The sequence below is a fragment of the Aeromonas sp. s5 genome, assembly GCF_040907865.1.
Classification (GTDB): domain Bacteria; phylum Pseudomonadota; class Gammaproteobacteria; order Enterobacterales; family Aeromonadaceae; genus Aeromonas; species Aeromonas dhakensis.
In genome coordinates this window covers 206,480-228,764 of the sequence record NZ_JBFOCO010000006.1, presented here as the reverse complement: position 1 = coordinate 228,764, position 22,285 = coordinate 206,480, and the positions used below count along the sequence as shown (strand labels likewise).

16 protein-coding genes are annotated in these 22,285 nt (G+C 60.8%); 9 read left to right on the top strand and 7 right to left on the bottom strand.

All coding sequences use genetic code 11. The features are described from left to right. Nucleotides 1–53: 53 nt before the first annotated feature. The 3 genes from AB5Y94_RS05240 to ybcJ all read left to right on the top strand — a co-directional run bounded on the left by AB5Y94_RS05240 (nucleotide 54) and on the right by ybcJ (nucleotide 2,659). Nucleotides 54–1,838, top strand: a complete 1,785-nt coding sequence (locus AB5Y94_RS05240; RefSeq protein ID WP_368205135.1) for a class I poly(R)-hydroxyalkanoic acid synthase — start codon at nucleotides 54–56, stop codon at nucleotides 1,836–1,838. Then, the gene (locus tag AB5Y94_RS05235) at nucleotides 1,835–2,239 is read left to right on the top strand and encodes a MaoC family dehydratase (protein WP_005300422.1); all 405 of its coding nucleotides are present in this window, start codon (nucleotides 1,835–1,837) and stop codon (nucleotides 2,237–2,239) included. The genes AB5Y94_RS05240 and AB5Y94_RS05235 overlap by 4 nt, the downstream gene beginning before the upstream one ends. 186 nt (nucleotides 2,240–2,425) lie before the next feature. Then, complete coding sequence (gene ybcJ / locus AB5Y94_RS05230) at nucleotides 2,426–2,659, top strand: ribosome-associated protein YbcJ (RefSeq protein ID WP_005300419.1); 234 nt, start codon at nucleotides 2,426–2,428, stop codon at nucleotides 2,657–2,659. A 45-nt stretch (nucleotides 2,660–2,704) separates the two neighbouring features. Here the strand turns inward: ybcJ and AB5Y94_RS05225 are convergent, their stop codons facing one another. The 4 genes from AB5Y94_RS05225 to AB5Y94_RS05210 all read right to left on the bottom strand — a co-directional run bounded on the left by AB5Y94_RS05225 (nucleotide 2,705) and on the right by AB5Y94_RS05210 (nucleotide 9,862). Then, nucleotides 2,705–3,178, bottom strand: a complete 474-nt coding sequence (locus AB5Y94_RS05225; RefSeq protein ID WP_319906977.1) for a DUF4442 domain-containing protein — start codon at nucleotides 3,176–3,178, stop codon at nucleotides 2,705–2,707. Nucleotides 3,179–3,323: 145 nt separating this feature from the next. Then, nucleotides 3,324–5,075 (bottom strand): ABC transporter transmembrane domain-containing protein, encoded by a 1,752-nt coding sequence (locus tag AB5Y94_RS05220; protein ID WP_017782650.1) that lies wholly within the window; start codon nucleotides 5,073–5,075, stop codon nucleotides 3,324–3,326. 109 nt (nucleotides 5,076–5,184) lie between these two features. Then, nucleotides 5,185–6,921: an ABC transporter transmembrane domain-containing protein gene (locus AB5Y94_RS05215; protein WP_368205134.1), complete on the bottom strand. Its 1,737-nt coding sequence runs from the start codon at nucleotides 6,919–6,921 to the stop codon at nucleotides 5,185–5,187. A 139-nt stretch (nucleotides 6,922–7,060) separates the two neighbouring features. Further along, a complete protein-coding gene (locus AB5Y94_RS05210) occupies nucleotides 7,061–9,862 on the bottom strand; it encodes a response regulator (protein ID WP_368205133.1) in 2,802 nt (933 codons plus the stop codon). 155 nt (nucleotides 9,863–10,017) lie between these two features. Here AB5Y94_RS05210 and trxC point away from each other — a divergent pair, with 155 nt between their 5' ends. Next, nucleotides 10,018–10,458 (top strand): thioredoxin TrxC, encoded by a 441-nt coding sequence (trxC, locus tag AB5Y94_RS05205; RefSeq protein ID WP_368205132.1) that lies wholly within the window; start codon nucleotides 10,018–10,020, stop codon nucleotides 10,456–10,458. A 154-nt stretch (nucleotides 10,459–10,612) separates the two neighbouring features. Then, nucleotides 10,613–12,001: a DASS family sodium-coupled anion symporter gene (locus AB5Y94_RS05200; protein ID WP_368205131.1), complete on the top strand. Its 1,389-nt coding sequence runs from the start codon at nucleotides 10,613–10,615 to the stop codon at nucleotides 11,999–12,001. 383 nt (nucleotides 12,002–12,384) lie between these two features. Here AB5Y94_RS05200 and AB5Y94_RS05195 read toward each other — a convergent pair whose 3' ends face one another. Together AB5Y94_RS05195 and AB5Y94_RS05190 are read right to left on the bottom strand one after the other, a co-directional pair. Then, the gene (locus tag AB5Y94_RS05195; protein ID WP_368205130.1) at nucleotides 12,385–14,859 is read right to left on the bottom strand and encodes a glycogen/starch/alpha-glucan phosphorylase; all 2,475 of its coding nucleotides are present in this window, start codon (nucleotides 14,857–14,859) and stop codon (nucleotides 12,385–12,387) included. Nucleotides 14,860–15,243: 384 nt separating this feature from the next. Next, a complete protein-coding gene (locus AB5Y94_RS05190) occupies nucleotides 15,244–15,441 on the bottom strand; it encodes a DUF4250 domain-containing protein (RefSeq protein WP_005300391.1) in 198 nt (65 codons plus the stop codon). 232 nt (nucleotides 15,442–15,673) lie between these two features. Here AB5Y94_RS05190 and AB5Y94_RS05185 point away from each other — a divergent pair, with 232 nt between their 5' ends. Further along, on the top strand, nucleotides 15,674–16,159 hold the full coding sequence (locus tag AB5Y94_RS05185; RefSeq protein ID WP_010634117.1) for a cell division inhibitor: 486 nt from the start codon (nucleotides 15,674–15,676) through the stop codon (nucleotides 16,157–16,159). Nucleotides 16,160–16,636: 477 nt separating this feature from the next. Here AB5Y94_RS05185 and AB5Y94_RS05180 read toward each other — a convergent pair whose 3' ends face one another. Next, nucleotides 16,637–18,160: a fumarate hydratase gene (locus AB5Y94_RS05180; RefSeq protein ID WP_010634118.1), complete on the bottom strand. Its 1,524-nt coding sequence runs from the start codon at nucleotides 18,158–18,160 to the stop codon at nucleotides 16,637–16,639. 247 nt (nucleotides 18,161–18,407) lie between these two features. On the opposite strand from AB5Y94_RS05180, the gene pabB reads away from it, so the two are divergent. The 3 genes from pabB to AB5Y94_RS05165 all read left to right on the top strand — a co-directional run bounded on the left by pabB (nucleotide 18,408) and on the right by AB5Y94_RS05165 (nucleotide 21,874). After that, nucleotides 18,408–19,742: an aminodeoxychorismate synthase component 1 gene (gene pabB / locus AB5Y94_RS05175; RefSeq protein WP_201988694.1), complete on the top strand. Its 1,335-nt coding sequence runs from the start codon at nucleotides 18,408–18,410 to the stop codon at nucleotides 19,740–19,742. A 50-nt stretch (nucleotides 19,743–19,792) separates the two neighbouring features. Continuing rightward, entirely contained in the window at nucleotides 19,793–20,359 is a 567-nt protein-coding gene (locus tag AB5Y94_RS05170; protein ID WP_201988648.1) for a CoA pyrophosphatase, read from the top strand. A 216-nt stretch (nucleotides 20,360–20,575) separates the two neighbouring features. Then, nucleotides 20,576–21,874, top strand: a complete 1,299-nt coding sequence (locus AB5Y94_RS05165) for a serine/threonine transporter (RefSeq protein WP_095592849.1) — start codon at nucleotides 20,576–20,578, stop codon at nucleotides 21,872–21,874. Nucleotides 21,875–22,285 lie beyond the last annotated feature (411 nt).

Genomic DNA, 22,285 nt, shown 5'->3' with positions numbered 1-22,285 from the left:
ATGCTCCGTCACGACAGGCTCGCCCTGCGCCGGGGATGGGTGAAGGAGAGAACATGAGCCAATCATCTTACGGCCCGCTGTTCGAGGCCCTGGCCCACTACAACGACAAGCTGCTGGACATGGCCAAGGCGCAGACCGAGCGCACGGCCCAGGCCCTGCTGCAGACCAATCTCGACGATCTCGGCCAGGTGCTGGAACAGGGCAGCCAGCAGCCCTGGCAACTGATCAATGCCCAGATGAACTGGTGGCAAGATCAGCTCAAGCTGATGCAACACACCCTGCTCAAGAGCGCAGGCCAGCAGAGCGAGCCGGTCATCGCCCCGGAGCGCAGCGATCGCCGCTTCAAGGCCGACGCCTGGAGCGAGCAGCCCATTTATGACTACCTCAAGCAATCCTATCTGCTGACCGCCAGACACCTGCTGGACTCGGTGGATGCCCTCGAAGGGGTCCCCCAGAAGAGCCGGGAGCGGCTGCGTTTCTTTACCCGCCAGTACATCAACGCCATGGCCCCCAGCAACTTTCTGGCTACCAATCCGGAGCTGCTCAAGCTCACCCTGGAGTCAGACGGCCAGAATCTGGTGCGCGGGCTGACCCTGCTGGCCGAAGATCTCGAGCGCAGCGCCGATCACCTCAACATCCGCCTGACCGACGAATCCGCCTTCGAGCTGGGTCGAGATCTTGCGCTGACCCCGGGCCGGGTGGTGCAACGCACCGAGCTGTATGAGCTTATCCAGTACAGCCCGACCACGGAGACGGTGGCCAGAACGCCAGTGCTGATCGTGCCGCCCTTCATCAACAAGTACTACATCATGGACATGCGGCCCCAGAACTCCCTGGTGGCCTGGCTGGTTGCCCAGGGCCAGACGGTGTTCATGATCTCCTGGCGCAACCCGGGGCCGGCCCAGGCCGACATCGATCTCGACGACTACGTGGTGGACGGCGTCATCGCCGCGCTGGATGGCGTGGAGGCAGCCACCGGCGAGCGGGAAGTGCACGGCATCGGCTACTGTATCGGCGGTACCGCCCTCTCCTTGGCCATGGGCTGGCTGGCCGCCCGGCGCCAGAAGCAGCGGGTTCGCTCCGCCACCCTGTTCACCACCCTGCTCGACTTCTCCCAGCCGGGGGAGCTTGGCATCTTCATCCACGAGCCCATCATTGCGGCGCTGGAGGCCCAGAACGAGGCCAAAGGCATCATGGACGGGCGCCAGCTGGCGGTCTCTTTCAGCCTGCTGCGGGAGAACAGCCTCTACTGGAATTACTACATCGACAGCTACCTCAAGGGGCAGAGCCCGGTGGCGTTCGATCTGCTGCACTGGAACAGCGACAGCACCAACGTGGCGGGCAAGACCCACAACAGCCTGCTACGCCGGCTCTATCTGGAGAACCAGCTGGTGAAGGGGGAGCTCAAGATCCGCCACACCCGCATCGATCTCGCCAAGGTGAAGACCCCGGTGCTGCTGGTCTCTGCCATGGACGATCACATCGCCCTCTGGCAGGGCACCTGGCAGGGCATGAAGCTGTTCGGTGGCGAGCAGCGCTTCATCCTGGCCGAATCGGGCCACATCGCCGGCATCATCAATCCGCCGGATGCCAACAAGTACGGCTTCTGGCAGAACGACACCGAAGCCGCCAGCCCCGAGGCGTGGCTCGCCGGCGCGACCCACACCCCGGGTTCCTGGTGGCCGCAGATGGCAGCCTTCATCCAGAGCCGGGAAGAGGATCCCGCCCCCATCCCCGCCCGCATCCCAGGCGAAGGGCTGGAGGCGGCCCCCGGTGGCTACGTCAAGGTACGGCTCAACCCGGTCTTTGTGCCGACACCCGAGGAGGAGCCCGCATGAGCACTCTCCCCTTCGAGGTGGGCCAAAAGGCCAGCCTGACCAAGCGGTTCGGGGCGGCAGAGGTCGCGGCCTTTGCCGGGCTGTCGGAGGATTTCAATCCGCTGCACCTGGATCCCGCCTTCGCCGCCACCACGCCGTTCGAGCGCCCCATCGTGCACGGCATGCTGCTGGCCAGCCTCTTCTCGGGGCTGCTGGGTCAGCAACTGCCAGGCAAGGGCACCATCTATCTCGGTCAGAGCCTCGCCTTCAAACAGCCGGTGTTTGTGGGGGATGAGGTGACGGCAGAGGTGGAGATCATCGCCCTGCGCAGCGACAAGCCCATCATCACCCTGGCCACCCGCATCCTGACGGCAACCGGTGCCATCGCCGTCAGCGGGGAAGCCGTGGTGAAGTTTGGCTGAACGCGGTTTGCTCCATGATCTCAGTCAGCCCGGCCAGTGCCGGGCTGACTGCTATGGCGCGTTCCCCCAAAATGCTCTTAAGCCACTATTGCCCGCAGACAGCGCCCTTGCCCTTTCCTTGACGGCCCGAACTGCCTAGAATAATCGCCCTGCTGTTTCAGCCATTTATCCACGAGAGGATTTTCCATGGAGACGTTTCTGCTCGAAGGGCACCCCTTTATTGCCCTGTGTGACCTTATCAAACATCAGGGGTGGGCTGATTGTGGCGGCGCAGCCAAGGCGCTGATCGCCGACGGTCTGGTGGAGGTAAACGGTCAGGTGGAGACCCGCAAGCGCTGCAAGATAGTGGCCGGCCAGGTAGTCAACTTCAACGGCATGAAGGTCGTGGTGAAAGAAGGCGTCAGCCCCGAGATCCTCTGACCTCGCTTGAATCTTGAATAAGGGCGCCGACGCGCCCTTTGGCATTCAACTGGCCTTGATGGAGAGGGTCAGCACAAAGCGCGCCATCGCCTCATCTCCGTTCAGTGTCGGACAGGTGGCCACCACCTGGATGGGGCGGTTGATGCGTTGACCGCTGGCCAGCGACTCGTCGATCATGGCGTCGATCTCCTCCCCGGCCGCGCAGTCAAACTGCACATCCCCCTCGGGCCGCTTCAGAAACTCCCCCTGCACATCCTTGAAGGCGAAGTGCACCTTCTTGCGCCGCTGCCGCCCCTTCTCCATCACCAGCAGACCGCCCACCAGATCGGCGCCGGTGGCCAGCGCGCCAAAGTACATGCTGCCCAGGTGGTTGCGGGTGCGCCAGCCGAGCGGAATGCGGATGCGCAGCGCCTTGGCGCTCATCTCTTCGATGACGGGGGCACAAAAACCGATAACGGGAATGTAGCGCCAGGCAAAGAGCCGCAGCGCCAGGTTGGCCTTCAAACGTTGCAAATCCATATGCGAACTGATCCGATGAGTTGATGTAAACAACATGTTGCCAGCATGGCTGGCGTTCGACAAGGACGCGGATCACGCTGCCGCCATTTCTCCAGCCCAAAAAAGAGGGAACCGCAACGGTTCCCTCTGCTCGTTCCTGTGGCTGTCAGGCCCGCTTCTCCTCGAGCCAAGCCCCCTGGCTCTGCATCTCGAACAACTGGGCATAGTGGCCGCCCAGCGCCATCAGCTCGCCATGGGTGCCCCGTTCGTTCACCTGACCGCGCGAGAGCAGCAGGATCTCGTCTGCGTCGACGATGGTCGAGAGGCGGTGGGCGATGGCGATGGTAGTGCGGCCACGGCGCGCCGCCGCCAACGCCGAAGAGAGGGCCAGCTCGGTCTGGGAGTCAACGCTGGCGGTCGCCTCGTCCAGAATGAGGATGCGCGGATCTCCCACCAGGGCGCGGGCAAAGGAGAGCAGCTGACGCTGGCCGGCGGAGAGGTTCTTGCCCCCCTCCTCCATCAGGGTGTTCAAGCCCTCCGGCAGGCTCAGCACGAACTCGGCCAGCTGCACCTCGGTCAGCGCCTGCCAGAGCTGCGCATCAAGGATGCCGTCGCGGCCAAGGCGCAGGTTTTCGGCCAGGGTGCCGACGAAGATGAAGGGATCCTGCTGTACCAGCCCGATGCTGCGGCGCACCGCCGAGAGCGACAGGCTCGCCATCGGGTGATCATCGAAACGGACGGTGCCCTGATCCAGCGGGTAGAAGCCCATCAGCAGGCTGATGATGGTGGACTTGCCGCTGCCGGTGTGGCCCACCAGCGCCAGCATCTGGCCGGGACGGGCAGCAAAGCTCACATCCCGCAGCACCTGCTGCTCGCCATCGTAGGAGAAGCTTACCCGCTCGAAGCTCACCTCTCCCTTGAGCGGGCGCATCTCGCCTGCGGTGCTCTCGCGCGCTTCATCGAGCAGGGCAAAGACCCGCTCCCCGGCCACCATGGCCTGCTGCAACTGGTTGAGCTGGTTAGTCATCTCGATGAGCGGCTCGATCATCCGCCCCAGATAGCTGATGAAGGCGTAGAGCACCCCCACCTGGATGGCGCCCTCCGCACTCAGTCCCTCGCGGGCAAACAGCGCCAACAGGCCGATCAGCACCATCATGTAGAAGAGATCGATGAGCGGGCGCAGCAAAATGCCGTTGATCTTGAGGCTCTTGAGGCGCGCTGCCCAGTGCTGCTGGTTCACCTCGGCAAAGGCGTTGGCGAAGTGGCGCTCCTGCACCATGGCCTGAATGACCGGCATCCCCTGCAGCGACTCGTTGAGGCGGCTGTTGATATCGGAGAGCAGGCTGCGGGTCGCCCGCACCACGGGCACACTCAGTTTCTGATAGAGCCACATCACCCCGCCCACCGCCGGCAGCAGGCAGGCACACACCAGCATCAGCCGCAGATCCAGCAGCGCCATGGAGATGAGGATGCCGCACAGCAGCACCACCTTCTGCACCAAGAGCCCTATCACCTGCACATAGAGGTTCATGATCGCCTCGGTGTCGTTGGTGATGCGGGAGATGAGCGAACCCGAGCGGTGCTGGTCAAAGTAGCGGGCCGGCAGCCGGATGGCGGTGGCAAATACCTGCTCGCGCAGGCGCTGCACCACCGCCTGGGCGATGCGGTTGAAGCGCAGGGACTGCAGGTAGAAACCGGCCGCAGACAATACCTGCAGACCGAGATAACCGGCAGCAATGGCCGCGATGGCGGGCCACACCAGCTGGCGTGGCGCCAGATAGTCGTCGATGAACAGCTTGATGAGCAGGGGGCCGGCCACTTCGGCGCCGGTGGCCAGCAGCAGGCAGATCCCGGCCTGAATGAGCCAGCGCGGGTAACGGGCACAGTACCCGAGCAGTCGTTTGATGGTCGGGTTCACAGGCGCACCTCCACGTCTTGTTTCAGCAGCTGATGACGAGGCACCAGGCTGGCATACCAGCACTCAGGCTCAGCGCCACACCGAGTGAAGACGCGCTTGATGAGTGGACTCACAGGCTCTCCTCCACGTCTTGCTCGAGACGCTGATAACGGACCATGTCCGCATACCAGCCGTTGTGGGCCATCAGGGTGCCGTGGCGACCCCGTTCGCTGATGTGGCCCTGCTCCAGCACCAGGATCTCGTCAGCCTGCTCCACCGCCGTCATCCGGTGGCTGACCAGGATCAGGGTCCGTTTGTGGGCCTTGAGGGCGTGCAGGATCTGCTGCTCGGTGTGGGCATCCACCGCCGAGAGGGCATCGTCCAGCACCAGGATGGGGGCCTCCAGCAGCAGGGCGCGGGCGATGGCGAGCCGCTGTTTCTGGCCGCCGGAGAGGGTCACCCCCTTCTCCCCCACTTCGGTCTCGTAGCCCTTAGGGAAACGACTGATGTCGTCGTGCACGCAGGCGATACGCGCAACCCGCTCAATCTCCTCCCGGCTGGCATCGGGGCGGCCGAGGGCGATGTTGGCGGCGATGGTGGTGGAGAAGAGGAACGGCTCCTGCGGCACATAGGCAAACTGGCTGCGCAGCTCACCCAGCGCCAGTTGCGAGATGGGCACCTCCCCCATGCAGATCTCCCCCGCGGTGGGGTTGGCCAGTCGCATCAACAGCTTGAGCAGGGAACTCTTGCCCGCCCCGGTGCGCCCGACGATCCCCAGCATGCCGCCGGCTTGCAGGGTGAACTCCACATTGCGCAGCAGGGTACGCTGTTCGAGCTGGTAGCTGAGCGCCACGGCGCGCAGCGGAAAGGCCGAGGCCAGCGCCACCGGGTGAGCCGGCTCTTCGATATCGCTGCGCTCGGCCAGCAGGCTCTCGATCCGCGAATAGGCGGCGCTGCCGCGCTCTATGATGTTGAACAGCCAGGCGATGGCGAACATGGGCCAGATCAGCTGACCGAGGTACATGGTGAAGCTGGTGAGCTCCCCCAGGGTCAGCTCGTCACGCAGCACCAGGGCGCTGCCGCCGGCCACCGCGAGGAAGTAGGAACAGCCGATGCACAGGTAAATCACGGGGTCGAACTTGGCATCGATACGGGCCACCGCCATGTTGCAGGCACCCGCCTCCCGGGTCAGTTCGGCAAAACCACGATCTTCGAGCGACTCCACCGCGTAGGACTTGAGCACTCGCACGCCGGAGAGCGCCTCCTGGGTCTTGTTGTTGAGCCGGGAAAAGGCCCCTTGCGCCGCCTTGAACTCCTTGTAGATCTGGGTGCCGAAGCGGTTCATGAAGAACGCCATCACCGGCAGCGGCAACAGGGAGAGCAAGGTCAGCTGCCAGGAGTACTGGCTGCACATGATGGAGAGCACCAGGATCCCGACGATCATGGAGTCCACCAGGGTCAACACCCCTTCCCCGGCGGTCATCTCCACCGCCTGGATGTCGTTGGTGGCGTGGGCCATCAGATCGCCGGTGCGGTGGCGCTGATAAAAGTCCGGGCTCATGCGGGTGAAGTGGCCAAAGAGCCGGTTGCGCAGCACATAGGCCAACCGGTAAGAGGCACCAAACAGCATGACCCGCCACACGTAGCGCAGTAGATAGATGAGCAGACCCAGGCCGAACAAGCCGGCCAGATAACCGGTCAGGGTGGCACTGTCCAGCGACCCTTTGGCGATGCCATCCACCACCCAGCCCACCACCTTGGGCGGGATCACGGTCAACAGGGCCACCATCATCAACAGTGAGATGGCGACCAGGTAACGCTGCCACTGCTCCTTGAAGAACCAGCCCAGCCTTGCAAATACGCTCACGTAGATATCCTTTGTCGCGGCAGGCCGAGGCTGCCGCCCGTCATGGAAAGCCCAATGCAATCGCCCCCGGCTGGGGGCGATACGAGGAGGTCATGATAGCCTGAAGCAGAAGGCTTGAGAATTATTGCTATTTCACTTGTTACAACAAACGATCATCGCGCTGTTCAAAGGCACCATACGATGCTTCATGCTGCTCTCCGGTCAGCAGGAAGTGAGACACCTCCTCCCGGGTCAGACTGAAGACCTGCTGCAACTGCTCCAGATCCTGCTCGGTGAGCTCTTCCTGCTGGCGCAGTCGCCACTCCAGCTCGCCGGCGAGGATCTGCAGGCGGGAGGCGGAGATGTTGGCGGAAACCCCCTTGAGGGTATGCAGCAACCGGCAGGCGATGTCGGGCTGCTGGCGACGCAGGGCGGAGCGGATCTCCCACAGGTCATCCTTGTGCTCCGACATGAACAGCTTGAACAGGATCTGCAGCGCCTCCTTGTCCTGCTCCAGCCGTCTGAGGGCATCCTCCAGATCCAGTACCCCCATCAGGTCGGGCGGCTTCACCTCCAGCGGCACCAACCGCTCGCCGCTGGCACTCTTCACCCACTGCAACAGGTTGTTGTAGAGATCGAGCTTGCTGACCGGCTTGGTGACATAGCCGTTCATCCCCACGCCGAGACAGCGTTCCCTGTCTCCCGGCATGGCGCTGGCCGTCAGGGCGATGATGGGCACATCGTGCTTGTCCACCATCTTGCGGATCTGGCGGGTAGCATCCAGCCCGTCCAGCACCGGCATCTGCAAGTCCATCAGGATCACGTCGAACGGCTGCTCGGCCACCCGCTCGACCGCCTCCCGGCCGTTGCCCACCACGGTCACCAGGGCATCGACCCGGCGCAGATATTCGATGATGAGCTGCTGGTTGACCCGGTTGTCCTCCGCCAGCAGCACCCGGGTGCCTTGCAGCAGCTCGCGAAAATGCTGCTGGTCGCCCTGCACCTCGGCCTGGCGGAACTGCTGATCGTGTGAACTGCCGTTGAGCAGCTCGTCCACCTTGGCCAGCAGGGCATTTTCGGTCATCGGCTTGGGCAGGAAGTGGGTCAGCCCCATGCTCTCCATCCGCCCGTGCAGTCCCTCCTTGGCCCAGGCACTGGTCATCAGGATGGGCAGTCGGCGCCACTGGCTGTGCTGGTACATCTCGAGCGCCAGATCCAGCCCATCCTCCTTCCCCATGCGCCAGTCGAGAATGGCCAGCCGGACGTTCTGCCCCTCTTCCCGCAGCACCTGACGAGCCCGCGAGAGGCTGTTGACCGCCATCACCCTGGCCCCGGCCCGGCCCAGGATATCCTTGGCCAGGTCAAGCACCAGCTCGTTGTCATCCATCACCAGCACCAGCGGCTGGTTTTCGAAGAAAACCCGCCGCCCGGAGACGCCGTACACCGCCTTGGTCATGGGGATCTCGAACTGAAACACCGAGCCCGCACCCGGTTTGCTCTGTACCGTGATCCGCCCTCCCATCAGCTCCACCAGCCGCTGGGAGATGTTGAGACCAAGCCCGGAGCCGCCATATTTGCGAGTGTTGCCCGCCTCCAGCTGGGTGAAGGGCTGGAACAGCTGGGCCTGTTTCTCCTCGGCAATACCGATGCCGGTGTCGCGCACGCTGAAACGCACCTGCATGGGATGGGGGTTGACCAGGGTGATGGACACCTCCACCTCGCCCCGCTCGGTGAACTTGATGGCGTTGTTGACCAGATTGACCAGCACCTGACCGAGGCGCAGCGGGTCGCCACGCAGAAAGTCGGGCACCGCCGGCGACTTGTTGATGATCACCTCGACGTGCTTGCGCTCGGCCAGATCGGCGAACATGCCCGCCAGCGAGTCGATCTGCTCGCTGAGATCGAAGTCGATCTCCTCCAGCGTCAGCTTGCCGGACTCCACCTTGGTCAGATCCAGAATGTCGTTGATGAGCAGCAGCAAGGTATCCGATGAGGATTTGATCTTGCTGAGATAATCTCGCTGCTGTTGATCCAGCTCGGTCTGCAGTGCCAGCGAGCTGAAGCCGATGATGGCGTTCATGGGGGTGCGGATCTCGTGGCTCATGTTGGCCAGAAAGTCGCTCTTGGCCTGGGCCAGCAAACCGGTCTGACGCGACAGCTCGCTCAGCTTCTGGTTGCGCCGCCACAGGGTCACCGCCACCAGACCGAAGCAGAGCATGGCCCCCCCTAGCACCATCAGGTAGAAGCGGCTCTTGAGAGAGGAGGCCTGCTCCATCTTGCTCTGTTTCCAGCGCGACAACCCCTCCAGCTCGTGCATGTCGATGACCTGGTTGCGCAGCACGTGATACGCCACGACCTGATGGCTGACATCCTCGCTCAGCTGGGCCAACCCGACCACCTCGGGATAAGCGGGATAGGCTGTCTTGAGACGGCGCTGCAGGGCCTGCAACTGCTGTTGCTCGCCTTTGTCCCAGCTGCGTTTGAGGTAATTGCTGAGCTGGGCCAGCTCGGTCAGATCGATGGCCAGCGGAGCGTCCGCCGGCAGGGTTGCCAGCAGGCTGTTCAGCTGCTTTTGAAAGGGCTGCTCTATGTACTCGATCGCCATCTCCATGGAGTAAAGCTTGGCGAGATCAAGCAGATAGCTGTCGATATCGTGCAACAGCGATTGAGAGTGAGGATTGTCGGCCGAGTCGGGGTCGTTGCGCACCTGGCGCACGAAACTGTCGAGGTTGCTCGACAGCTGATTGAGACGCTGCTGTACATTGCCGTCGTTGGCCTTCTCGCGCCCCAGCAGATAGACGGTATCGGTATTGACCCGGTTGAGGATCAACTCCGCCGCCACGCTGAGCTCCGAGGCTTTCTGCTGCTGGCTGAGCAGTTGCCAGCAATAGCCGGAAAACGCCAGCAGCGATACGATGATCAGGCTAAGTACAACACGATTGACCCGTGTCACATTATTCATCCCGTCTCGATTCTCATGTCATGGCCATGCATCCACCGACATCACGTCGCTACGGGATCACTGGCTGTGAAAGATAATTGACTGCTATGTTACCGTTACTCTGCCCTGACAGTGCAATAAAGATGTTGCAGGGCTTATGCATACAGGAATCAATTATGTCATTTATCACTACCTATTGTAGCCATTGCTTCACCAGGAACCGCCTGCCCGAGGAGAAGGTGGATTCAAATGCGAAGTGTGGTCGCTGCAAGAGCGAACTGTTCGCCACCACCCCGGTCACTGGCCAGGAGCAGCAGTTCGATACCCTGATCCAGTCCGACATCCCGGTCGTGGTCGACTTCTGGGCCAGCTGGTGTGGACCATGCCTTCAATTTTCACCTGTTTTTCAACAAGTTGCCAGTGAACTTGAGCCAAAAATCCGCTTCGTCAAGGTCGATACCGAGCAACAGGCCGCCATCGCGGCCCGCTACGCCATTCGCAGCATCCCCACCCTGATGGTATTCAAGCAGGGCAAGATGGTGGCTCAGCGCAGCGGCTCCCTGCCCCCCAGTCTGTTCAAGGAGTGGCTTGCCTCCTTCCTCAACAGCCACAAATGATACCAATTTGTTTAATTTATGTTTTATTTGTGTTTTAACTTATCTTGACTCTGTGAGTCTCGGCATGCTTTGACCAGATCCCCCTGTTTCAAACGGGGGGATGAATGTAATCTCGGCAACACAACAACAACCATAAATTAACCGAGAGAACGATATGCACACATCTGCAGTACCCTCTACTACCCCATCACGCTGGCTGGACGTCAAATCCGGGATCGTCATCCTGGATGTCCTGCTGCTCTGTGCCATGCTCGCCTGGCTGCCGTTTGACCCCAACGTCAACAAGGGGCTGGGGATCCTGGTCTTCATCGCCGTTCTCTGGCTGACCGAAGCAGTCAACATCACCATCACGGCCCTCTCCATCCCGGTACTTGCCACCCTGCTCGGGGTGTTTGACATGAGCAAGTCCCTGACGGATTTCGCCAACCCGGTGCTGTTTCTCTTCTTCGGCGGCTTCGCACTGGCTGCAGCCCTTTCCAAACAGGGGCTGGATACCCAGATCGCCGCCAAGGTGATGCAGCTTGCCAAGGGTCACCTCGGCTGGGCCGCCATCGTGCTCTTCACCATCACGGCCGCCCTCTCCATGTGGATCAGCAACACCGCTACCGCCGCCATGATGATGCCGCTGGCCCTCGGCATGCTCAAAGGCATCGACGCCCACAAGGAGCGCCGCACCCTGGTCTTCGTCCTGCTGGGGGTCGCCTACAGCGCCAGCATAGGCGGCATCGGCACCCTGGTGGGCAGCCCGCCCAACGCCATCGCGGCCGCCCAGATGGGGCTGGGTTTCACCGACTGGATGAAGTTTGGCATCCCGGTTGTGCTTATCTTCATGCCGGTGGGCATCGGCCTGCTGTATATGGTGACGCGCCCCGACCTCTCCCATCAGGTCAGCACCGAGAAGGTGACCATCCAGTGGACCGGTCAACGCAAGATCACCCTGCTCATCTTCCTGACCACGGTACTGCTGTGGATCGGCTCCCAACCCATCGCCAAGGCAATGGGGGGCATTCCCCAGTTCGATACCCTGATCGCCATGGGCGCCATCGTTGCCATTGCCATCAGCCGGGTGGCCAGCTGGGATGACATCAACCAGAACACCGACTGGGGCGTGCTGATGCTGTTCGGCGGTGGCCTCACCTTAAGCGCCATCCTGAAGCAGACCGGCGCCAACGCCTTCCTGGCGGAACACCTCTCCAACGGTCTGGCCACCATGCCGATCTTCATCATCCTGCTCTGCCTGGCCGCGTTCGTGGTGTTCCTGACCGAACTGGTCTCCAACACCGCCACCGCCGCCCTGTTGGTGCCGCTGTTTGCCGGGGTCGCCGAGGCACTGGGGGTCTCCCCCATCGTTGTCTCCGTGCTGATCGCCGTCGGCGCCTCCTGCGCCTTCATGCTGCCGGTGGCCACCCCGCCCAACGCCATCGTGTTCGCCAGCGGTTACATCAAACAACGTGAGATGATGCGAGCCGGCCTGGTGCTGAACCTGGTCTTCACCGTCATTCTGACCATGCTCGCCTACTTCATGGGCGACATACTGCACTGAGACATATTCACTGATATGCCGAATACCAAGGCCCCTGACGGGGCCTTTTTTATTGTCTCACTTGCCTACCGATTCTCGAGTGCACACCTTTTTCTCCCGCCCTCAGCCCCCCCCCTCATTCGACGTCACACGTCCTCAAATAGCAGAACTGTATGCAGAGGGTGGCAATGGGCAGTCGGGCAGTCGGGCAGTCGGGCAGTCGAGCAGTCGAGCAGTCGAGCAGTCGAGCAGTCGAGCAGTCGAGCAGTCGAGCAGTCGAGCAGTCGAGCAGTCGAGCAGTCGAGCAGTCGAGCAGTCTACTTTTCTCCCGAGTTCACACAACCAACGTCGCCCATGCCCAATAAAAAACCCCCGCATGGCGGGGGTTTGGGTTTGCTCTCTTGTCAGCCGATGCTGCAGGGCTTCAGGTTCCAGATCCGATCCACATAGTCCTGGATGGAGCGGTCGGAGTTGAACTTGCCCATGGTGGCCGAGTTGATGATGGCCTTTTTGGCCCACAGTGCCGGATCCCGATACCAGGTATCGATCAGCTTGTGTGCTTCCGAGTAGGAAGCAAAATCGGCCAGCGTCAGGTAGGGATCCCCCCCTTCCAGCAAGGAGCGCTTGATGGAGGAGAGCTCACCCGGACGACCCGGCGTGAAGTAGTCGGTATCAAACCAGTCCAGCACGGCTTTGAGCTCGGAGTTGGCGTAGTAGAAGTCATAAGGGTTGTAACCACGCCCCTTCAGTGCCTTCACCTCGTCCACGTTCAGACCGAAGATGGCGCAGTTCTCGGCCCCCGCCTCTTCGGCGATCTCGATGTTGGCACCGTCCAGGGTACCTATGGTGATGGCACCGTTCAGGGCCATCTTCATGTTGCCGGTACCGGAGGCTTCATAACCGGCAGTGGAGATCTGCTCGGAGACGTCGGCCGCCGGGATCAGCTTCTCGGCCAGGCTCACCCGGTAGTTCGGCATGAACACCACTTTCAGCTTGCCCTGAATGCGGGTGTCATTGTTGACCCGCTCCGCCAGCTTGTTGATGGCGTAGATGATGTCCTTGGCCAGCTTGTAACCGGGCGCCGCCTTGGAGCCGAAGATGAACACCCGCGGATGCATGTCGTAGTCGGGGTTGGCCAGCAGACGACGATAGAGCGCCATGATGTGAATGAGGTTCAGTTGCTGGCGCTTGTACTCGTGCAGACGCTTGATCTGGACGTCGAAGATTGCCTCGGCACTGACCTCGATACCGGTTTCCGCCTTGATGACCTTGACCAACTTCTCCTTGTTGTGGCGCTTGATGGTCATGAACTGCTTCTGGAAGGCCTTGTCGTCGGCAAACTTGGTGACGCTGCGCAGCTTGTCCAGTTGCAGCGGCCACTCCTTGCCCACCACTTCGTTGTAGAGCTCGGCCAATTCCGGGTTGCAGGCCAGCAGCCAGCGACGCGGGGTCACGCCGTTGGTGACGTTGCACATCTTCTCGGGCCACAGATCGGCATACTCGGGGAAGAGATCTTCCTTCACCAGCTTGGAGTGGATCTCGGCCACGCCGTTCACCTTGGAGGAGCCGATGACACACAGGTTGCCCATGCGCACCTTGCGCACCGATCCCTCTTCGATGATGGAGAGCTTGGCCTTGATGGCGTCGTTGCCCGGCCACTTGGGCTCCACCAGCTCGCCCAGGAAACGGGCGTTAATTTCGTAAATGATCTCGAGATGGCGCGGCAGCACCTTCTCAAACAGACTGACCGACCACTTCTCCAGCGCTTCCGGCAGCAGGGTGTGGTTGGTGTAGGAGAACACCTGGTAGCTGATGGCCCAGGCCGCTTCCCAAGTCAGACCCTCTTCATCCACCAGCACCCGCATCAGTTCGGGAATGGCGACGGTGGGGTGGGTATCGTTGAGCTGAATGGCGATCTGGGCGGCAAAGTTGCTGAAATCGGCGCCATGCACCCGCTTGTAGCGACGCATGATGTCCTTGATGGAGCAGGCACAGAAGAAGTACTGCTGGATCAGGCGCAGCTCTTTGCCCGCATCGGTCTCGTCATTCGGATAGAGCACCTTGGAGATGGTCTCGGCCTGGGCTTTTTCCGCCTGGGAGTCGATATAACCACCGGCGTTGAACACGTCCCAGTCAAAAAACTCGGAGGCGCGAGACTCCCACAGGCGCAGGATGTTGACGGTATGACCGCCAAAACCGACTACCGGAATATCCCAGGGCACCCCTTTGATCTTGCGACCGGCGTGCCACACCTTCTTGAGGCCGCCGTTGTCACCAAAGACGGTCTCCACGTAACCGTAGAGCGGGATCTCCTGCACCGATTCCGGGCGGCAGATCTCCCAAGGGTTGCCATATTCGCGCCAGGAGTCCGGACGCTCAATCTGACGGCCATCCTGAATTTCCTGACGGAACAGACCGTGCTCGTAGTGGATGCCATAGCCGACCGCCGGGTAGTTCAGGGTCGCCAGCGAATCGATGAAGCAGGCGGCCAGACGGCCCAGGCCGCCGTTGCCGAGTGCCATGTCAGGCTCTTGTTCACACAGATCGGTCAGTTCCAGACCGAGTTCGCCCAACGCCTCTTCGCAAATCTTGTACAGGGAGAGGTTGTGCAGGTTGTTGGAGGTCAGGCGCCCCATCAGGAATTCAGCAGAGAGATAGTGAATTGCACGAGTATCTTTCTTGAAGTGAGTCTGCTGAGTGCGGGTCAGGCGCTCGTACACCTGTTCGTTGACGGCGGCTGAGGTCGCTTTCCACCACGCTTCTGGCGAGGCTTTCTGTTCGCTTGTACCCAAGGTAGAACGCAGGTGACGCACGATACTCGCCTTGAGCTGATCTTTATCCAGTTGGAGATCCTGGTCTGTCTTCTTCTTGGTAGCCATAAACCATTTCCTTCGTTACAGAATAATAAATTGTTATCCCATCAGGGACCGGTGCTATTGTTATCTGAGAATATGTTCCGGCGTGGGCATACTAGCTAAAGCCGCAGCTTGAAAAGTTAACGCAAGTCACACTTTAACGTATAAAAATGACAGTTCAAGTTTGAAAACCCTTTCCTGAAACCTGCAAATACAAACCCATCATTTCCTTTAAAATCAGAACCTTAATATTGTGTTGCAAATATAAATTCATGAATAGGTTTTCAATGATTGCCAAGCGCTGAAAATCCATGAAAATAGCTGAAAATTCAGCGCACATTGAAAACGATTTCAATGTGCGCCATTCATGAAAAAATATAACAGTGCCATTCGGGGATTGTTCGCCGCTCAACCGTGAGCCTTGAACTGGTTGCTCATGGGATCGTAGTGGTAGCCAATCTGCAACAGGCGGGTGGCAAGCTGGTCTTCCGTCATGTCGTAATAGGCCAGCAATTCCTCCAGCCCGTCGCACTCCAGGCGCAGCTTCTCATTGATGATCCCGAGCAGGATATTGGCATCCAGTCGTTGCAAGGTGCTGACGTCCATCCTCATCTCTCCTCTGTACAGGACATACTGTATAACCATGGGCGCCCCTGCCCGCTTTGTCCATAGCCTGAAAACACCCACCTCAAGATTGAAGTTTATATATTTTAAAATCAATTAGTTAACTTCTTTCATTACCGTTCAGATCACATTTTTGGCCACAAACGGCTTGTCACTGCTGCGAACAACAACTACTGTATGTGCATACAGCATGGTTATTCATACAGGAAAGCATATGAGCCAGCCCATGAGCCACACCCTTGTCTCCGTCGCCAGCATGAGCAGCCCCTGGCCCACCCGCCATCAGGGCAAGCAGGACGAATATCGCCACTCTGCGAGCCTCACCCGGGAGCCGCCGCTGCTCGATGAGCTGGTGCGCTTGAGCCAGGGTGACACGGGCTGGATCCTGCTCATTGCGCCACCCGGTCTGCCCGTGGCCAAGCAGTTGCAGGCACAGGGGATCAATCCGGCTCGGGTACTGGTGGTACACAGCCCCAAGATCAAGAATTGGCAATCCACGCTGGAGCAGAGTCTGGGCAACGGCCGCTGCGCCGCCGTGCTGACCTGGCTGCCGGAACAGGTCACGCTGGATCGGGCCAAGCTGAGCAAGCTGGGGCAACGCTGTGGCGTATTGACCCGTTTCTTCGAGCCAGTCGCCTCCTCTCCCGCTCATGGTGGCTCGCTGGTCTATGGCGGACAGGATGTCTATCTCAATCACTGACCCCCAACCGAGTGTGGAGATGGGTTGTTCAACTAGATTGATGATGACTTTTTAATTGGGTGATGAATCGTTTGCCAATCACAGAGTAAAAAGAGCCCTTGCCGCCAGACAACCGTGGCAAGGGTGAAGAGACGCCAGCCGACTGACGGACGTGGGATCCAGCGTTGACAGCCTTGTGCACCACGCACAGAGAGCGGCAGTTGGCAGTTGGCAGTTGGCAGTTGGCAGTTGGCAGTTGGCAGTTGGCAGTTGGCAGTTGGCAGTTGGCAGTTGGCAGTTGGCAGTTGGCAGTTAAAATTCGCACGACAGACACGCAGACGAAAAGAAAAGGCGACCCTGGGGTCGCCTTCGTTTTGTTTGTTATGGCTGAGGCTGCATGACGGCCACATCCATGGCAGTCGCGCATCGCGCCCATGCACTCAGGGCATAATGACCCGGCTCCATACCGTAGGTGAACAGCCCTCAGGCATCTTCAACTCACGCCAGCTTGCCATCGAGCTCGGCAATCTTGGCAGACCAGTAGGCCGGCCCAGTCTCGTGGATATTGTTGCCCTGGGAGTCGACCGCCACGGTCACCGGCATGTCCTCGACTTCGAACTCATAGATGGCTTCCATGCCCAGATCGGCGAAGGCCACCACCCGCGCCTTCTTGATGGCCTTCGCCACCAGATAGGCGGCACCACCGACGGCCATCAGATAGACGGCCTGGTGCTGTTTGATGCTCTCGACCGTCTTGGGGCCCCGCTCGGACTTGCCGATCATGCCGATGAGGCCGGTTTCCCCCAGCATCATGTCGGTAAACTTGTCCATCCGGGTGGAGGTGGTCGGGCCGGCCGGGCCGACCACCTCGTCACGCACGGCATCGACCGGGCCCACGTAATAGATGAAGCGGTTGGTGAAATCGACCCCTTCCGGCAGCCCCTCACCTTTTTTCAGCATGTCGGCAATGCGCTTGTGAGCGGCATCACGACCGGTGAGGATCTTGCCGGAGAGCAGCACGGTATCCCCGCTCTTCCAGCTGGCGAGCTCTGCCTTGGTGATGCCGTCGACATTGACCCGGCGCACGTTGCCGCCAGCCGAGCGGGTGATCTCCGGCCAATCTTCCAGTTTCGGCGGGGTCAGTTCGGCCGGGCCGGAACCATCCAGCTCGAAGTGGACATGGCGGGTGGCCGCGCAGTTGGGGATCATCACCACCGGCTTGGAGGCGGCATGGGTCGGGGCGGACTTCACCTTCACGTCCAGCACGGTCGTGAGGCCACCGAGGCCCTGGGCACCGATGCCGAGCTTGTTGACCTTGTCGTAGAGCTCAACTCGCAGCTTCTCCTCTGTGGTCTCGGGGCCACGAGCGATCAGCTCCTGAATGTCGATGTGCTCCATCAGCGCTTCCTTGGCCAGCACGGCCGCCTTCTCGGCAGTACCGCCGATGCCGATGCCCAGCATGCCGGGCGGACACCAGCCGGCCCCCATGGTCGGCACGGTTTTCAGCACCCACTCGACGACGTCGTCGGAGGGGTTGAGCATCACCATCTTGGATTTGTTCTCGGAGCCGCCGCCCTTGGCCGCGATACTCACTTCCACCTTGTTGCCCGGGATCATGTCGATGTGCACCACGGCTGGGGCGTTGTCTTTGGTGTTCTTGCGGCTGCCGGCGGGGTCGGCCAGCACGGAGGCGCGCAGCGGGTTGTCCGGATTGGTGTAGGCGCGGCGCGTCCCTTCATCCACCATCTCCTGCACCGTCATGTCACTATCCCACTGCACCTGCATGCCGATCTTGACGAAGCAGGTGACGATGCCGGTATCCTGGCAGAGCGGACGATGACCTTCGGCGGACATGCGGGAGTTGATCAGGATCTGGGCCAGGGCATCCTTGGCGGCCGGGTTGATCTCCCGGTCATAGGCGGCCTTGGCGGCATGCACGAAATCGAGGGGGTGGTAGTAGGAGATGTACTGCAGGGCGTCGGCGATGGAATCGATAAAATCCTGTTTTTTAATGATGCTCATATCATCCTCACTGGTCCTTGTCTCCCGTGTTGGTTGGAGCAAGGGCTTCCATATGAGCCGTGCTTCGGTGGGGTGGTGCCAGGCGGTCTGCCTGTCTGCCCGATAAGACAACGGCGCGTTTTTTCTAAAAATTCCGGCGCCTATGATACGCTTGCCACCCCGTACCGGCTAGGGAGCAGGCTGCAAACTGTTGCCTGTGTAACAAAAAATGAAACCAACGCTGCATATCCACCATTTTGAACACCAGATGGCGCTCCATGCGCTGTTCGCCCGCCTTCACCACCTGCCCTGGGCCATGTTGCTGGGATCCGCTGGCCCGCTGGGTGCGGACAACCGCTTTGACATCATCACCGCCGATCCGCTGGCCACCCTGCAGACCGACGGGGCGCTGACCCGCATCGAGCAGGGAGAGCAACACGAGTCCAGTGAAGATGATCCGCTGACCTTGCTGGCCCGGTGCCAGCGCGACCTGCTGGGAGAGATCACCACTCAAGCGACCCCCCTGCCCTTCATCGGCGGGGCGCTCGGCCTGTTTGGCTATGATCTGGGCCGCCGCTTCGAGCGTCTGCCGAACCTGGCCGCCCGCGACGTCACCATCCCTGACATGGCGGTCGGCATCTATGACTGGGCCCTGCTGCGGGAGGTGGCAACGGGCAAATGGCATCTGGTGCACTGGGGCGACGAGGCCGGCCTTGCCCGCCGGCTGCAGTGGCTGGAGGCGCAGCACGAGCTTGCCGCAGACCCCTTCGCACTTGCAGGCGCTTGGCGCAGCAACATGAGCCGCGCCGAATATGGCGACAAATTTGCCCGGGTGCAGGCCTATCTGGCGGCAGGGGATTGCTATCAAATCAACCTGACCCAGCGTTTCAGCGCCCCCTATCGAGGTGACGAGTGGCAGGCTTACCAGGCGTTGTCACGGGCCAACCGCGCCCCCTTCTCGGCCTTCCTGCGCTTGCCGCAAGGGGCCATCCTGAGCCTCTCCCCCGAGCGTTTCCTGCTGCTCGACCAGCGCCACATCGAGACCAAGCCCATCAAGGGCACTCGCCCGCGGCTGGCCGACCCTGCGCTGGATCAAGCCAGTGCCCGCGAGCTGGCGGAGGCCGACAAGGACAGATCGGAAAATCTGATGATCGTGGATCTGCTGCGCAACGACATCGGCCGAGTTAGCCGGCCCGGTTCGGTCAGCGTGCCCAGCCTGTTTGCGGTGGAATCCTTTCCGGCGGTGCACCACCTGGTTTCCACCATTCACGGCGAACTGGATGCCCGCTGGCAGGGCGTGGATCTGCTGCGCGCCTGCTTCCCCGGTGGCTCCATCACAGGCGCCCCCAAGATCCGGGCCATGGAGATCATCGAGGAGCTGGAGCCCCAGCGGCGCAACGCCTACTGCGGCAGCATCGGCTACCTCAGCCAGCACGGCCGAATGGACACCAGCATCTGCATCCGCACCCTGATCGCCGCACAGGGCCAGCTCCACTGCTGGGCTGGCGGCGGCGTCATCGCCGACTCCGACGTGGACGACGAATATCAGGAAACCTATGACAAGGTGGCTCGCATCCTGCCGCTGCTGGACGCACTGCGTTGAAAACCTGACAAAATGATCTCAGCGACTTGAAGGAGTGAAGAAGAATCGAGATGGAACGAGCAGAACTGCTGACCCGCTTTTTGTTGCAACGCCCCGCCCCCTCTCACCGGCTGACGGTGGCCGGGCTCAAGCCCGCCGCCGTGCTGCTGCCGCTGGTTGAACGGGCCGACGGCCTGCAATTGCTGCTGACCCGGCGCAGCCCGCACCTGCGCCACCATGCGGGACAGATAAGCTTCCCCGGTGGCAGGCAGGATCCCGACGACCGGGATCTGATCCACACGGCGCTGCGGGAAACCCAGGAAGAGCTCGGCATAGTCCCGGCCCAGATAGAGGTGCTTGGCACCCTCGCTCCCCTCAACACCGTCTCGCAATATGACGTGCTGCCGGTGCTGGGACTGGTGGCGGCCGACTATCAGCTCACCCTGAGCCGAGACGAGGTCGACCAGGCCTTCGAAGTGCCGCTCAACCACCTGCTGGATCCGCGCCACCATATCGCCCTGACCATTCCCAGAGCCGATCACCTGCATACCATCTACTGGATCCCCTGGCAGGACCATTTTATCTGGGGCGCAACCGCCAGCATGATCCGCCAGCTGTCACGGCAACTCTCCAGATAACATATTGCCAACAAATGGCTGTGCAATATTCATGCGTTAACACTAAAATAACGTGGTATTTTATAAAAAATAATTGATTAATTCTTCTTTCGATCACATTTCCATAAAAGAGTGCGGTTTTCAGTCCCATAAAGGTGAATTTGATCAACATTTTTGATTAAAAAACCCGTATCCTTGCGCCGATTCTATAAAAACCACAATTCAGGGGTGAGACACATGTCTAATACTGTCACCGGCGCACAGGATGTTGCGACCTCACAGGAGCAAGGAACCCGCTCAGTCCAATCGCGTGGTTGGACCAAACAAGACACTCGCTGGGTAATCAGCCTGTTCGGCACCGCCGTCGGCGCCGGCATCCTGTTCCTGCCCATCAACGCCGGCATGGGCGGCTTCTGGCCGCTGGTGGTCATGGCGCTGCTGGTCGGCCCCATGACCTATCTGGCACACCGCGGCCTCGCCCGCTTCGTGCTCTCGTCAAGCAAACCCAATGCAGACATCACGGAAGTGGTGGAAGAGCACTTCGGCGTGGGTGCCGGCAAATTAATCACCCTGCTCTACTTCTTCGCCATCTACCCCATCGTGCTGATCTACGGGGTGGGCATCACCAATACCGTGGAAAGCTTCATGGTCAACCAGCTGCAGATGACGGCGCCGCCGCGCTGGATCCTCTCCATCGTGCTGATCATGGGCATGATGTCGGTGATGCTGGCTGGCGAGAAGCTGATGCTCAAAGTGACCGAGTTTCTGGTCTACCCGCTCATCGCCATCCTGGTGGGGATCTCCTTCTACCTGATCCCGGACTGGACCGGTGCCGCCCTCTCCCAGGTGCCGTCCGGCAAGGACTTTGCCATCACCCTGTGGCTGACCATCCCGGTGCTGGTGTTCTCCTTCAACCACAGCCCGGCGATCTCCAGCTTCTCCCTGGCCCAGCGCCGCGATCATGGCGAGCAGGCGGTCGAGAAGTCTGACGCCATCCTCAAGCGCACCGCGACCATCCTGCTCGGTTTCGTGATGTTCTTCGTCTTCTCCTGCGTGATGAGCCTGACCCCGGCACAGCTGGCCGAGGCCAAGTCCCAGAACATTGCCGTGCTCTCCTACCTGGCCAACCAGCACTCAAGCCCCATCATCTCCTACTTCGGTCCGCTGGTGGCGTTCGTGGCCATCGTCTCCTCCTTCTTCGGCCACTACCTGGGTGCCCGTGAAGGCCTGAAGGGGATGATCGTCCAGAACCTGCGCAAGTCCGGCAAGGAGCCGAACCACAAGAAGGTCGAGATCTTCATCATCGCCTTCTTCATCCTGACCCTGTGGGGCACCGCGGTGATCAACCCCTCCATCCTCGGCATGATCGAGTCGATGGGCGGCCCCATCATCGCCACCATCCTGTTCATCATGCCGATGTACGCCATCAAACGCGTGCCGGCCATGGCGAAGTATCAGGGCCACATCAGCAACGCCTTCGTGGCCCTGATGGGGATGACTGCCATCTCCGCCATTCTCTACCAGCTGATCGGCTGACGCTGACAGAGACCAGCAACAATGCCAGCCGGGTAACCGGCTGGCATTTTTTTATGGTGCAGGGCTGATTGCAGATCTTCACCAGGCAAAAAGAGAGGGCCCCTTGAGCGCGAGTTGGCTGGCAAGCCACAACAAACCGGCCATGCCTGCTCACGTTTTCGCTCTGACGACCCACCCTGCTCGGGCTGGTGTATCGAGCCACCGTCAAGTCGATCACTCCTGCCGCATCATCCGAGACGGCAAAGCCATCCCTCTTCCACGCTCGCACACCCCCTTCATCCCGACTCAGTGATATCTGCCAGGTTTCAGGTCGTGAAGCCTTCTTCTCTGTTTGCCGGGAGGGTTGCCAGGAGTCACGACAGCTACCCGCCCCATCCAGGCGGCAATAAAAAACGCCCTCGAATGAGGGCG

What these genes read in the sequence shown, in the direction of transcription:
- AB5Y94_RS05240 (WP_368205135.1), top strand. Translation starts at nt 54, where the DNA reads ATGAGCCAATCATCTTACGGCCCGCTGTTCGAGGCCCTGGCCCACTAC.
- AB5Y94_RS05235 (WP_005300422.1), top strand. Translation starts at nt 1,835, where the DNA reads ATGAGCACTCTCCCCTTCGAGGTGGGCCAAAAGGCCAGCCTGACCAAG.
- ybcJ (WP_005300419.1), top strand. Translation starts at nt 2,426, where the DNA reads ATGGAGACGTTTCTGCTCGAAGGGCACCCCTTTATTGCCCTGTGTGAC.
- AB5Y94_RS05225 (WP_319906977.1), bottom strand. Translation starts at nt 3,178, where the DNA reads ATGGATTTGCAACGTTTGAAGGCCAACCTGGCGCTGCGGCTCTTTGCC.
- AB5Y94_RS05210 (WP_368205133.1), bottom strand. Translation starts at nt 9,862, where the DNA reads ATGAATAATGTGACACGGGTCAATCGTGTTGTACTTAGCCTGATCATC.
- trxC (WP_368205132.1), top strand. Translation starts at nt 10,018, where the DNA reads ATGTCATTTATCACTACCTATTGTAGCCATTGCTTCACCAGGAACCGC.
- AB5Y94_RS05200 (WP_368205131.1), top strand. Translation starts at nt 10,613, where the DNA reads ATGCACACATCTGCAGTACCCTCTACTACCCCATCACGCTGGCTGGAC.
- AB5Y94_RS05195 (WP_368205130.1), bottom strand. Translation starts at nt 14,859, where the DNA reads ATGGCTACCAAGAAGAAGACAGACCAGGATCTCCAACTGGATAAAGAT.
- AB5Y94_RS05190 (WP_005300391.1), bottom strand. Translation starts at nt 15,441, where the DNA reads ATGGACGTCAGCACCTTGCAACGACTGGATGCCAATATCCTGCTCGGG.
- AB5Y94_RS05185 (WP_010634117.1), top strand. Translation starts at nt 15,674, where the DNA reads ATGAGCCAGCCCATGAGCCACACCCTTGTCTCCGTCGCCAGCATGAGC.
- AB5Y94_RS05180 (WP_010634118.1), bottom strand. Translation starts at nt 18,160, where the DNA reads ATGAGCATCATTAAAAAACAGGATTTTATCGATTCCATCGCCGACGCC.
- pabB (WP_201988694.1), top strand. Translation starts at nt 18,408, where the DNA reads ATGGCGCTCCATGCGCTGTTCGCCCGCCTTCACCACCTGCCCTGGGCC.
- AB5Y94_RS05170 (WP_201988648.1), top strand. Translation starts at nt 19,793, where the DNA reads ATGGAACGAGCAGAACTGCTGACCCGCTTTTTGTTGCAACGCCCCGCC.
- AB5Y94_RS05165 (WP_095592849.1), top strand. Translation starts at nt 20,576, where the DNA reads ATGTCTAATACTGTCACCGGCGCACAGGATGTTGCGACCTCACAGGAG.